Raw genomic sequence first — 13,252 nt, 5'->3', positions numbered from 1 at the left:
ACTCAATTTAGACCCAGGAGGCCACCCTATGAAACGCTCCCTCATCCACTGCGCTTGGTTGGCAGTCCTTGTAGCGGGTTTAGCAAATGCTCAAACCCAAGTTGGCAACAACGCCACTGCCACAGACTCTGAAGGCACCTCCGTCGGTGACGACTCGACCGCCTACAACAATTGCGTCGCAGTAGGAAAGGGCTCCCTCGCTGGAAGTCCCAATGCAGCATTCGGCGACTGCATCGCAGTGGGAGCGGACAGTGTCGTTGGAACTGGTTCGATTGGCTTCGGAGCTCGGGTTCGAGCCCTCGCCGGCGGCGTCATTGTTATTGGAAACGACGCGTTCGCGCCTGCTGGCGCGGTGAGCGGCACGGTCGTCGTTGGCCACAACAGCAACGGAGACAACGCAACCATCATTGGCAGCAACAGCCAAGTCAACGGCAACCCCTCCAATAGCAATGAAGGAGGGGTTGGCGTGGGCAAGAACATTCGAGCTACTGGCGCAGGCACTGTGGTAGTGGGCGATGGCGGCCGAGCTCTCAATTCCAATCATTTGGGGGCCAAGACCGCGACAACCGCGCTGGGAGCCTTCACCAACGCCGACGCTGATGGCTGCGTAGCCCTCGGCGCTACCAGCGACTGCGGCCGCGAAGCCAACACCGTCTCCGTGGGTAACGCTACGCTTAAGCGCCGTGTGTCCAACGTGGCCGACGGCCTCTACGACACAGACGCTGCGACAGTCGGGCAATTAAATCCTATGGCTGGTGCACTGGGGGCCGGTGCACGTTACGTCAATGGACAATTCATCGCTCCGACGTATGTTATGCAGAGCGGCAACACTTACCACACGGTTGCTGACGCGCTCTACGACATCGACGGACGACTTCACACCATTGAGAACAACCCCGGCGGCGGCCAAGGTCCAGCAGGCTCCGATGGTGCCAGTGCCTACCAAGTGGCCGTGAACAATGGCTACCAGGGCAATGAGCGCGAATGGTTGGCGTCGCTGAAGGGAGATAAAGGCGAGCCAGGCCCGGCAGGATCGGACGGACAAAGCGGAACACCAGGGCCAGCAGGCCCCCAAGGTCCGGCTGGACAAGATGGAGAGGACGGCAAGGATGGCGGTGGCAGCTCTGCGGTGGCCGGGGCCAACATCGAGGTCACGGACAACGGGGACGGCACCCAAACCGTTGCCTTGAAAGACACCATTGAGCTTTCCGAGCAGGGCTCGGTCCAAGTGGCCAAGGCCATCCACAACAGCGACGGCTTCACTGTCCAAGGCGGCCCATCGGTCACCCGATCCGGGATCAACGCCGGCAACCAGCGGGTAACTGGGGTGGCTGCAGGGGCGATCGCTCCTGGGTCCACGGACGCGATCAACGGTGGCCAATTGTGGGACTACCAGCGGCAGCAAGACGACCGCTGGAACCTGACGGACCGCCGTTTCCGCCAGCTCGACAAACGGGTGAGCGGTGTGTGCGCCATGGCCCAAGCCAACGCCCAGATGGCCACCTCGACGTCGGCTATCCACGGAGAGAACCGAAACCGCTTGGCCGTGGGCGTCGGTGGCTGCAGCGGCCAAGCCGCCATTTCCATTGGCTACACCCGTGACGTGACCACCCCACGCGGATCCCCATCGGCTTTCTCGATCGGGGTTTCCCGCAGCGGGCAGGACACGGCCGTGGGCGCAGCCTGGGCCATTGGCTGGTAACGAATCAAAGAATGTCAGCGGCGGAAGGAGGTGATCGTATCTCGGCAAGGGCCCTTCGGGGCCCTTGTTCGCGAACTCCAAGCACAAAAACAATTCAAATACAATTGTTTTCGTTGAAAATCTTCCTCTTTCGCCGTATAATCGCCTCATCCGAATTTGTGGACAGTTCCGGGTGCAAGTCCTGGGTTGTCGCAATGGTCGTAACGTCGTTTGCCATCGCTCTGAAAGCCCTCAGACGATGGGTGGTTAACCTAAAGGCAAAGGAAGAAGTCAAATGTGTTGATAAAAACAATTACAAGGAACCAAAAATGAAAAAGAAGAATGTTGTAAGAAAGACAATTGAACGCTTCAAGAGCACGATTTATCGCTTAAAGAAGCATCCGCTTGGTGTCGCTATCGGCGTGGCACACGAAGTGGTGTATCAGACGACCATTGCGGTAGCGGCTAGCCAGCTGCCCACCGCACACCCGGTGAACGCGCGTTGAGCCACGCTCCCCGTTGACCGATATGAAAAGCCCGGGTCCAGCCCGGGCTTTTTCTTTGGAACGTTGCAGCGACCCGTGGCCACACGAATCGAGAAGATCAGGAACTTTCCCAAGCCTAGCGGCGCTTTTTCTCCTTCGCCACGAAGGCTCCATCGGAGTGTAAAAGCGCGATAGTGCTCCCCTGGACGTGCTCTGGCCAAACCTGTCCTGGCAGGCCCACGAACTCCAGCGGAAGGCTCGCCTCTTGGTCTGGTTCGAACCCAGCGAACGGATCGAAGCTCCGTGGCTGCCAGTCCTCGAACTGGAACTCCCTGTTCCAGACCATTGCAAAGGCCAGCGGATAGGCCTTCAGGACATACACCGCCGAACTGCCCTTCCCTCCCAATACACAAAGCCCGAAGTCGCGAAGAACCGTTCTCCCGCTGTAGGGATACACCCAGTAGTGAAGCCGAACCTGGCGTAGAAGATCTGACCGGTCATCGAACAGGTGCTGGCTGTGCCGTTCGTCGTAGCGATTCAAGCCCACCGATGACATGTGGCCCAGAACTCCCCTTGCCACAAGCTGCGGCTGGATGCGGATGCTCTGGTAGTAGGTGACCTTGCTTCGATCACGCAAGATCTCCGTCACCTGCCGGCTCATCGATACAAGCGCCTTGTCGTATCGAGAAAGCACCGAGCCGTTGCAGGTCCTGCAGATGCTCCTGAAGCAAACACCATTGGGCATCTTGTGGGACCGCGGCTTCTTCTCTCCACTGATTGCGTCGGCGACGCTGGACACCCTCAGAGCGATGCCTTGAGCCCACGCCTTGGGTGGCACGTGATTTTCGGTCAGGTCGGTTTCCTGCCCGCATATGTTGCAACGCCCTTTGGAAGGTCCAACCGGGAACTTAAAGGTCACTCGCCCGCCCCATGCTCGCCATGAACTGCGAAGAGATTACACGCAAGCGACGTGTGGCCTCTCACGTCCTTCGCAGCAGGCTTGCCAACTCCAGATTCTGATCTATTCGTGAGTGGGTCGTTTTACTCACGGAGAGACCATGACCCATCGCCACAACCTGGGACGCAGCATCTACGCCAAGCCGCCAGGGATTGTGGTCAACCCCCACCGTCGGGCAACGCCGCACGTGCGATGGCTGGCCCACCAACGGCGGTGGCAGCTGGGAACACCGGTGAAAGCCCCCTCCGAACGCGTGGGGTGGTGGCCATGGGTAGTGGTGGTGAGCAGCGTATTGACACTGGCCCGATGCGTCACCGGGTAAGCCTCATCTCGCGCCGTTCCGCGTTCGAGATTGGCACCTCGGTTTCCGATTTCAGCCCGGCCAACAGCGCTTCCACGTCTTGGACCAGGTTGCGCACCGGGACGGCCTGCCTCTTGGACAGTCCGACGCTCAGCGCCATTTCTTTGTGCCGTTCGGTTCCCAGCCGTTCGGCCAAGCGATCCATCACGTTGTCCGTCGTATACATGCGGTAGCTGCCCTTGGTGAGGCGGGTGAACGCCACCAAGGCAGACTGCTGGTCGAGCATGCCCATGTTCGTGGCCAGGTGGTAAACCTCGGATTTCCCATGCCCCTGCGCCTTGTGAACGGTCATGGCATACCGGTGGGCCAAGGCGTTGTGCTCGCTGGTGTTGAACTTCAGGATGCGCCCGTCCTCTTTCGGGTTCGAAGAGTCGATGCGCACCACCAGGTCGTAGCCACCGGATTTGTCCTTCCGAATGCTCTCCACCATGCCCTCGGTGCCGTTGATGACGCCCAAGTCGTTGTTGGTCGCCGTGAACATCACACGGTCGCGGCGTGAGAGCGTCAGGTCCTCCCACTGCCCTTTCACGATCGAGCGGAAGGTGAACTCCTCTTTGTCCAGCACGCCTTGCTCCTGGAGCCCCTTTCGGATTCCTGTGGTGAGCGCCTTGACTTCAGAGCGCGTGTGGGCCAAGACCAGCTTCTCGTCCATGGGCGTCTTGTCTTTCAAGTAATCGTCCACCAACGCTTTGATGGCCTGCTTGTCCGTGCCGAAGTCGTCGATGCAGTCGCGTTGCTTGAGGTTGTTCAGGATTTCTTCGCCCATATGGAATATGTCTTGGCGGCTGCGGTGCCCGCGTCGCATGTTCTTGACCTTTCCCTCGGCGTCCCGCTCGTAGAAGCTGTTGGCGGTGGTCAGGTCATCAGCGTTCTTCTGCCGGCGGATTTCGGTCAGTTTCTTGTCCCCCAAGGCCATCTTCGCGAGCTCAAAGCCGTTGCCCGCAGCGATGGGCTGAAGCTGGTCACTGTCCCCCTGCATGACAAGCTTGGCGCCCACCCCCTGGCAGTAGGTCATGAGCTTCAAGGTGTCATCGGTGGCCACCATGCCGGCTTCATCGAGCACCACCACGTCCTTCTTCGTCAGAGCAACCTTGCCCTGCCGGATCTGGGAAAAGAACTTTGCAACAGACATGCAGGGCATCCCGGACTCTTCTTCCAGCTTGGCCGCGGCTTTACCCGACACGGCCAAGCCCATCAACTGCTTTCCTTCGGCTTCGAAGCACTGCTTGTAGACCTCGGCCACGGTGGTCTTGCCGGTGCCGGCCAACCCCGACATGACCCCCACACCGGCCGTGCCGTAAGTGAGGTGACCGATGGCGGCTTTCTGCTCCTCTGTGAGGGTGAACCCCTTTCGCTTTTCGTAAGCGGCGATCTCCCGATCCACGGTGGAGCGGAAAAGCTTCAGGTCCGTCTCGCTCTCCCGCTCCTTCGAGCGGCGGATGATCTCGGCCTCCAATTCGACCATCCAGGTGGCGGAAAAACGGTCCTCACTGTGCCTTCGTGCCAGCGTAGCGCCACGGTCCTCTTTGTGGAGGTATTCGGGTTTCACGCGCACCAGATCGTCCTGCTCGGTGAACTCTTTCACCATTTGGAGAACCTCTTCCGAGTTCTTTTGCCCGGCGAACTCCATCCCCAACTCCCGGACCAGGTTATGCTCGCAGAACATCGCCTCGTTCTCGTGCATGCGCTTCAAAACCTCGTCAAACGTATGCGGGTCCAGGTGCTGGCCTTTCGTCTGCTTGAGCGACTGGGTGGTGGGAACCAGCTCCGGGTGCTCTTTAGCGATGTTGGACAAGGTTTGCTGCCAGTCCTTGACCACCTGCTCGAAGGGCGGTTCTTCCTTCTTCTTGCGGGTGGCCTTGCAGGCCTCGTCGTGGCTGGCGTTGGGGTGTTCTTTGACGTAGTCCAGGATTTCCTGGCGGCGGGTCTTCATCTTAAGCACCAGCTCCCGGTCGATGCCGGCAATCGTGGTGAGGATCTGGCCCGTCTCGTGCCCCATCACGTCCACCTCGCGCTCCCGCTGAATCCCATAGCCCAGCGCTTTCATCGCGGCGTAGAGCTCGGCTTTGTAAAGGTGATCCGCAGCGCGGGTGTGACGATAGATCTCAATTGCGTCGTAGGTGCCCCACCGACCGTCCTCGCCCCTCGAAACCCCGAACACAAGATGATGGGTGTGCAGGTCGGATTCCACGTTCCGGTTGCTGACGTGGTCGGCGGCTGCCCAAACCAATCCCGCCGTGCCTATAACGTCTACGCCCGCTTCTCCGCGCCGGGTCTCTACCTTGCTCTCGATGTAGCGCATCGCCACGGCGCAGGCCTGGCGGTGGGCCTCCAGGATGGCCAGCTTCTCGCGATCATCCGCCAGCGCGAACGCCACGCTCACGTCCCCGGGGGCGGAAATGGTCAGATCGAACCCCACCCGATGGCCACCCTCCCACTTCTCCATCGGCTTGCCGTCGTCGTCCAACCGCACGTTTCCCCAGCGATCCGTTTTGATAACCAATTGGGGCTCCTTGCCCGCGTTTTGCACAACGGCCTTCCGGTGGGAGAAAAGCCCTTGCCAAGCTTTTCCATCACCTCGCGGGTGACCGGCTGCCCTTCCAGGCCGAGTTCGGCGGCGAGCTTGCCGCCCCAGTTGAGCGTCTGCCGCGGATCGGGACCGCTGCCGGCGTAATAGGCCACGGCGCTGTCGATGGTCAGGCGCTCGGTGGCCAGCATGTAGTCGAACATGTTGCCACTGTGCGAGTTTTGGCCCTTGGCATTGATGGGCGTGCGATTGATCATGGGGCTCCCCTAAAGAACGTTGACTGTTCCAAGGTCCCAGAAAAAGGAGAGTTGGCAAGGCCGCTCACCGCTGGAAAAGCGCGTCGATTTCCTCCGGTGTCATGGTCAATACCCGCTGCACCGCATCGATGCCTTCGGCGGTGGTTGGGAAGGCGGACGCGCCAGCGCTTGCAGGGGACGCGGCCGGTGATGGCCCTTCACCCTCGACCACCGGGCCAGCTGGCTTGGTGGTCCACGCAGCGGCCAACTGCCCCTCTCGAACCGTTGGATAGCTCTTCCCCGGCCATGTCAGCAACAGCACGTCCCCGCCCATCTGCACGATCGCCTCGATGCCCCACCTCTCGGGACCGTAGCGCTTGCCTTTGCGGAAACCCAGCCGGTCGGTGAGCTCACCGCTGGAAACCAAGGCGCGGCTTTCCTCGTGAACCTGAGCTTTGTCGTCGTGCCCACACCAGGCGATTTTTCGCTTGCCGAGCTGGCTGGCCAGCTTGTCCCGGGTCGCCCCCATTTGCACTTGGCACACCACGTGGGTCCCCACCAGCGACGAGAAGGCCTGCGCAGTCTTGTCCCCGTAGACCAGCTCAATCTGGGAGTGATCCTGGACGGCCATGATGGCCACCACTCCTTTGCTTCGCCCCAATGCGAGCAACGGATCGATGTTCAAGCGCCCGGCGCTGGTCAGCTCGTCGAACACGAAGTAGAGCCCACGCCCACCCTCATTGTCCGGCAAGCCCGGCCCAATGAGATCCGGCACGGCCACGTTGATCATGGCGGCGATGTAGGCCTTCGTCAGGGTTGGATCGGGTCCGGATTGAACGATGACCTGCTTGCGCCCGGTGTATTCATCCCGTATCCACTCGGTCATGGAGAAACGGCGCTTCCCAACCTTGGGCCATGCGGTGGCCAGATCGTCGATGAGGCGGGTGAAGCCCCCCAGGGAAGACAGCACGCTGGACGTGGTTTGGCTCTCCGGATCACGCACCAGTGCCGCGCCGCGGGGGTAATGCGGGCGCATGCCTGCGGCCATCTCCGCGGCCGGGCGGCGCACCAAGGCCGCCAGATCGGGCCATTCCCACTCGCCAGGCCGGGTGTTTTGGAGCTCGCGCACGCACCCAATCAACAAGTCCTGGGCGGCCATGCTCCAGAACTTGGCGTTGCCGTCGCCCTCCGGGATGATCGAGGCAGCAAACGCAGCCGCTTGGGTTGGGGTCCGCACGTCGGCGGCGACGTCCCACACGTGGGAGCGCGCATCGAAGGGCGACACGATGATGGGCCTTTTGAAAATCGACGTGAAATCACCCTTGATGTCGTAAAGGAACAGCTTTGCGTCCCTCTTTCCCGTCAGTTGTTCCAGGATGTGCTTGAGGATGACGCTCTTGCCCGAACCCACCGAGCCGGTGATCAGGACGTGGCGCGCCCAGTGCTTTTTAGACAGCAACAGATCGGGGTGGAGGGACAGGGCGAAGGGATCCGCCTCGGCTTCTTTAGGGGTTATCGAGCGGTGCCGGGCTTCGTCCACGGCCTCCTTTCCTTCCAACAACCGCGGTCCGGACAGGTGCCAGGTGTTGCTCACCGGCTCAGCTGCCTTGAGGAACATGCGAAGGCCAAGGCCCACCGCCAGCAGAAGCGACACCCCGATCCGGGACCACGTCGCCACTGGGTGGTGGTAGGACACCAGTTCGATGAACTCCCGTGCCGGAGCCCGAGCCGAGATGCCGACGGTCAGGAAGTGGTAGGCGGTCACCAGTCCGCCTTTTAAGGCATCGGCAAAACGGATGAGCGAGCCATCGGGATTCGGCAAGAGCCAGGCAACGCCCATGCTCCCCACGTAGGCCAAGCCAAAAACGAATGCACCGGCAAGAACGGCGCGGTGCCAGTATCGGACCGGCTGGGAAGGCGCAACGCTGCCGGGCACGTCGCCCAGCGCGTCAAAGGGCTTGGGTTTGCTCATGTCGGTGCATGCGCGTTGGGGTCCGCCCCCGCCACCCTGGCTGCTCAGGATTGGCGCCGTGGGCCATCAGGTGGAGGCAGGCCCGGGCGTGCTTGTGGAGGGCGGCAAGGTGGAGCGGCGCCCACCCGTGGGCGTTGAGGGCCGCCACGTCGGCGCCGGCTTCGACCAGAGGCGTGACCAGCGAGAAGTGACCAAACCGGGCCGCATGATGCAGTGGTGTGTTGCCGCTGGCATCGGGCAGCCGGGCGTCTGCGCCCATGCCGATGCAGGCCAGCAGTGCTGCTTCGTGGCCCGCCCGGGACGCCCCCACGAGCCAGCCCTGCCACGGTGCGTTCTCCCGCAACCGGTTTGCATCGGACTGCCGTGCCCGCGCTTCCTCCACCGCCATCGCCATGCCTTGGAAGAGCGAGACGTGCTCTGCCATGGACAACCCAGCCCCCCTCTCTGCCAAGGTGCTGTAAACCATCGGCTCGTCACGGTCTGCCAAGCGCCTCTCGTAAGCACGCACCAGGTTCTGGGTGGAGGCCCGCGTGGGCGCGTCGAACCCCAGGCGATGCAAGCCCCAGCGCAGGTCCACTTGGGGCACATCATCGTGCTCCCGCTGGCGCACCTGCCAAACCAGATCGCCCAACCGACCCTCAACAGGGGCAACGCTCAGTGCGTGGGCACGCAGCAACACTTGCGAATCGTGAAGGCCTTTGGATGCGCCGGCTTCGCGCGCGAGCGCGGCCGCCAAGGCCTCCGCTCGTTGGAGGTCCAGGGGACGCAAAAGGCGCAACAGGGATTCTTGAGTGTCCATCCCCATGGTTGTAGCGTTGAATCGCTGGCCGTCAAGCCAACACGCAGAAATGGTGGGTCAGGCAGGACTTGAACCTGCAGGGGAGTGAACCAGCAGTTTTACAGACTGCCCCGGCTTCGTTACCGGACTACTGACCCGATCGCTAAACGCTGTCGGGTGGGCCAAAGACGATCCAACCCAACATGTAGAAAATCAGCGCGGGATAGAACCAGAAATCAAACCCCTCCCAGTCAAACCGGCGCCAACGCTTCCTGCACCTTGCACGCAGCTTGAGCCAGCGCCGGCTGCTCACCGGAAGGAACTCTGGACCACCACCCCGATGGTCACAAAGCCCGCCACCGCCATGGCCACCACTTTGAGCAGAACCGGAACGGCCGGAGGGTAGGCGAGAACAGCCGCTGCGAAGGCCGCGGTCAGCAGGAACAAGCTGGTCAGCAGTGGAACCGCGTTTTCGAAAGCGAAGTCTTTGAGGGCATTGAACAACGTGGACATGGTGGCTCTCCTTTTGGCTTTATGAGTAGGTCTACCTACTCTTTACAAAACCAGTAAAGCACCATCAAACTGGACGTCAAGACGCAAAAATGCCCGATTCTGCGCAGAACCGGGCAGATTTGAACATCGATGAAAAATTACTGTCGGAAGACGTTCAGTTGGGCCTGCTTCTGGTGCTTCTCCCAATCGTAATTGGCAGCGTAGTCCTTCATGAAAGCCGCCTCCTTCAACGAACTGCGGGCGTAATCGGCGTATCCCAGGCGCCCAGGTCCATTCTCCATCCGCTGCTCACGGGTCAACATGGGAGGGGTCTCCTCCCGCTGGGCCCCGCGTTGCTGCCGCCACTGCGCAACGGTCGCATGAACCACCTGCTCGTGCTTGTCGTCCGGCTTTGCATCACGAACGGCTTTGTCGGCCTCCTGGATCTTTGCCTGGAGCGCGGCGATCTGATCGGGCGAGGCCTTCTCTGCCCAATCCAGAACGCGCTGTCGGCGTTGCTCGATGGCGTCTTGGGCTTGGACCACGTTCTGCTCGAAGTCCGCCCGTGCCGCGCTGTCCTTCTGGGGCGGTGGGCGATCGCCCAGAAGCCGCTCGTTGCGCTGCGCCTGGAGTGCTCGCAGCTCGGTCATTTCTTCGATGGGTTGGGAAAGGGGGTCGCTCATGTTTGTTTCCTCCGCTGGGGTGAATGGGTTCATCGTTGATCAATCCGTGGGTTTGGCAAGGGGGGCGAGCCCCCCTTGCCTATCCGCATCAATCCGCATCGGGCAGCAGCTCCGCCAGGTCGAAGCGCTTGATGCCGGCACGGCTCAGCGCCACGATGGCGTGACCGCGGGGCTCAAGAAGAGCGGAGTATTCTTCCTGCAGGAAGAGCGGCTGCACCTCGCGCTTGCCCCCGGTGGGCATGTCGATGTCGCGCGCGATCTCGTCTTGGCCCAGCGTGTCCTCCGATCCAATCCGCCAGCGGCGACCCGTCACGGCGTCGATGCGCGAAGCCGTCAACCGCCCCGCCCCCTCCATGCGCATCTTGTCGTAGGCGGACGCGTAGGCATGATCTGGGTCGTTGAGCACAGAGTGGCGCCAGTTGTTCATGCCGCCTTGGTAGTCGATGCCCCGGGTGCGCTGCTTGAAGGTGGTCAACGTGGCCTGGCCGAACCGCTTTTCCAGGTATTCGTGGGTGTTGTGCGAGCACTTCAGCGCGATCACCGATTGCATCGTGTTGGCCATCAGCTCCGCCTCGTTGACCGACCCAAACGCGTTGACCAAGCTTTCAAACCCTTGGGTTGCAAGCACGGGCATCAACCCCAGCGAGCGCGAAACGGAGAACAGGTTGATGTCATCGGCCGTCAACAGCAGGTGGGCCTCGTCCATCATCAGCATCACCTCGGTCTGGCCGGGCAGTGCTTCACGCCACTTGTCACCGAATGCACCACGCGCTTTGATTCCGTTCATGACCCGCTGTTTGAGCAGGCGCATCATCATTTCACCCGCTTCACCGAATTGGGTGGGGGGCAAGAAGAGGCCTACCATGGCTCCATAGAGTGCGTCGGACACGTCCACCTCGCCCGTTTCAATCGAATGCCAAGGCATGTCCGTCTTGCTGTCCCGCAGCTTTTCGCCTCGCAAGAGCTTCTCCAGCAGCCCTCGTGAGTTGAGCGTGAACGATTGCCTCTGTTCCGGATGCATCGCGGGAATCTCCTGGAACGCCCATTCCAGCGAGCTCTGCAGCTGAGACATGGGACGGAAGAGGTCTGGATGGATGGTTTCGGGAGCGTTGTCCTGACGAAGGCGGTGCTGCTGCAGGTAAGCCGCATAGGCCAGCCGCCCCTCTTCGTCATGGCTCGTGTCCGCCTCTTCCAGGCCCAAGTATTTCACCACCTCCATCAGCTTTGCATTGGCACGAGGCGCGGGGCTGGCGGGAATCACGCGTTCCACAATGGACAACAACTTGATGTGGTGGAATGGCGTGTAATGCCATTGCCTGTCATCGCTCACCGGGATTCGATGGATGGCGATCTGCTCGGCGATCCGCTCGATCAACGCCTCAGTCTCGGCCACGTCCTCGCCCAGCTTTCGCTGTTTGACCAGCTCAAGCTCCGCGTTCATCTGTGCACGCTCCAACCCTTCCAGCTTGGCCGAGCACCAGGACCTGTAAGCCATCTCGTGATCCACGAGCGCACGAAGGATGATGCCGGTGTGGTAGAGAAACGCATCGCCACCATCCGTCCAAAGCTTGGATTTTTCGTCCACGCGCCCACCGGATGCGCCACGCAATGCCCGCACGATCTGATCCGGCGCCAACCCTTCGTAGGGCCCCACGCGCATTCCTGGCTTGACGACGATGTCGAACAACCCTTCCAGATCCGCGATGATTGCTCCGTCTTTACCGTCGGCAATGAGAGCACCGCCGGCCAGCTTCTGCCGCGTCAAATGCTCCCTTACATCGCCTTGTTCCGACGCCACACACGCCATTGCCAAGGCGGCTTTACGGAACCGACGAGCGATGGGTCGCAACGCGGCATAGGATTTGCCTGAACCGATGGCCCCGAACACGAGCAGGCCCTGCTGGCAATCGCGCCATGAGAACATCATCACGGTGCCCAAGTCGGGCGAGTAGCCATAACCTTTGTCGGACAGGTGCCCCGTGGCGCGCCCGATGGTGATCAGCGGGGTCTTGTCCCGCAGGGCCGCCTCGGCTTGCTGTTCACGTGCCTTGACGTGCGCGTTGATCAACGCCCCTTGGGTGGCCAGGTTGTTGTCGTTGTTCTGCAGGTAGAGCCGGGCGGCGTTTTGGACAAAGTTGCCTTCGGCGTATTGCATCGCATACATGCAGGCCAACACGTAAGGTGCCGCCTCGCCCAAGCCAAACGGCAGGACCTTGGCGACAACCAAGGCGGCAAATATGAGGCCCACCCACTTCATCGCTTGAATGAAGCGCGCGGCTGTCCCGCCAATGACGCCCCGGTGCGGGTGCGAGGCCGCCGCCACAAAGCAAACCACAAACAGGACGCCGACCAAGCCAAAGGCCCACCACAGGTAGGTCTTGGCCATCTGGGCATACACAGCCATGCCGCCGGCTTGCATTGCCACCTCGGTGCCGCCCTTGCTGTCGCCGACCATGAACTGAAGCGCCATCGGAACCCACTGCAACAGCACCAGGGCCTTCAGGGCCTCCTTCATGCCCTCGCCTTGCTTGAGGGCGATGAAGTATGGAATGGTCAGCAGCAGAGCGGCCCAGCCTGCCCAGCCGATGAGGCTCACTAGGAAGGTCGCCAAAACGCCGATCACGGGGAAGGCGAGATACATCAAGGGAGTGGCCAGGCTGTCGCCGCCCTGCCCCATGTCGTTGCCCTGCAAGAAGCCCTCGGCACGCCGCCCACGCTTCGTCGTGATGATCCGCGATTGGGTGTCGCGCAAATCCTCCGGAACCTTCGGCCACCACTCCTGGAACTCGTCCTCGCTGCGTCCATCAGGGACCTTGAACACCTGGGCGTTCTCGTCCCAGACCGCGCCGCATTCCTTCGCGAAATCCCGATCAGCCTCCGGCACATCGAGCTCTCGGCTGCGAACGCGATCGGTCACGTCAAAGCGCCCCACGAGGTTTTCATACTCCTCGTTGGATTTGACGATGATTTCTTCTTTCACGCCCGAAGGCTCGCCGCTCTTCCGTCGGAACTTGCGGCCCAAGCCGCTCGTCCAGTCCAGAACGTTGAACAAACTGATTGCTGCCATCTCTGTTTCCCT

9 protein-coding genes, 1 tRNA gene and 1 pseudogene are annotated in these 13,252 nt (G+C 61.4%); 2 read left to right on the top strand and 9 right to left on the bottom strand.

Features of this window, described 5'->3' with window-relative positions; genetic code table 11:
- Positions 1-28: 28 nt before the first annotated feature.
- Entirely contained in the window at positions 29-1,702 is a 1,674-nt protein-coding gene (locus tag AC06FB_RS08105; protein WP_478053567.1) for an adhesin, read from the top strand.
- 308 nt (positions 1,703-2,010) lie between these two features.
- Positions 2,011-2,187 carry a hypothetical protein gene (locus tag AC06FB_RS08100; protein WP_005410152.1) on the top strand — a complete coding sequence of 59 codons (177 nt, stop codon included), beginning with the start codon at positions 2,011-2,013 and terminating at the stop codon, positions 2,185-2,187.
- 115 nt (positions 2,188-2,302) lie between these two features.
- Here AC06FB_RS08100 and AC06FB_RS08095 read toward each other — a convergent pair whose 3' ends face one another.
- The 9 genes and pseudogenes from AC06FB_RS08095 to AC06FB_RS08055 all read right to left on the bottom strand — a co-directional run bounded on the left by AC06FB_RS08095 (position 2,303) and on the right by AC06FB_RS08055 (position 13,240).
- A complete protein-coding gene (locus AC06FB_RS08095) occupies positions 2,303-3,085 on the bottom strand; it encodes a hypothetical protein (RefSeq protein ID WP_478053566.1) in 783 nt (260 codons plus the stop codon).
- A gap of 350 nt (positions 3,086-3,435) precedes the next feature.
- A complete protein-coding gene (locus tag AC06FB_RS08090) occupies positions 3,436-4,950 on the bottom strand; it encodes an ATP-dependent DNA helicase (protein ID WP_478053571.1) in 1,515 nt (504 codons plus the stop codon).
- 381 nt (positions 4,951-5,331) lie between these two features.
- Positions 5,332-6,203 (bottom strand): annotated as a pseudogene (gene mobF, locus AC06FB_RS08085) (MobF family relaxase); the annotation flags it as partial.
- 130 nt (positions 6,204-6,333) lie between these two features.
- A complete protein-coding gene (locus AC06FB_RS08080) occupies positions 6,334-8,220 on the bottom strand; it encodes a helicase HerA-like domain-containing protein (protein ID WP_046272097.1) in 1,887 nt (628 codons plus the stop codon).
- Positions 8,198-9,019 (bottom strand): ankyrin repeat domain-containing protein, encoded by an 822-nt coding sequence (locus AC06FB_RS08075; RefSeq protein ID WP_478053565.1) that lies wholly within the window; start codon positions 9,017-9,019, stop codon positions 8,198-8,200. The genes AC06FB_RS08080 and AC06FB_RS08075 overlap by 23 nt, the downstream gene beginning before the upstream one ends.
- 50 nt (positions 9,020-9,069) lie before the next feature.
- Positions 9,070-9,156: transfer RNA gene (locus AC06FB_RS08070), tRNA-Tyr, on the bottom strand.
- A 151-nt stretch (positions 9,157-9,307) separates the two neighbouring features.
- Positions 9,308-9,511 carry a hypothetical protein gene (locus AC06FB_RS08065; RefSeq protein WP_478053564.1) on the bottom strand — a complete coding sequence of 68 codons (204 nt, stop codon included), beginning with the start codon at positions 9,509-9,511 and terminating at the stop codon, positions 9,308-9,310.
- 137 nt (positions 9,512-9,648) lie between these two features.
- The gene (locus AC06FB_RS08060; RefSeq protein ID WP_478053563.1) at positions 9,649-10,173 is read right to left on the bottom strand and encodes a hypothetical protein; all 525 of its coding nucleotides are present in this window, start codon (positions 10,171-10,173) and stop codon (positions 9,649-9,651) included.
- Between the two features lie 88 nt (positions 10,174-10,261).
- Complete coding sequence (locus tag AC06FB_RS08055; RefSeq protein WP_478053562.1) at positions 10,262-13,240, bottom strand: TraM recognition domain-containing protein; 2,979 nt, start codon at positions 13,238-13,240, stop codon at positions 10,262-10,264.
- Positions 13,241-13,252: the final 12 nt, after the last annotated feature.

This window comes from Stenotrophomonas sp. Steno-C15 (assembly GCF_056393265.1).
The sequence above is the reverse complement of the archived record's forward strand: the minus strand, read 5'-3'. Positions and strand labels throughout refer to the sequence as shown.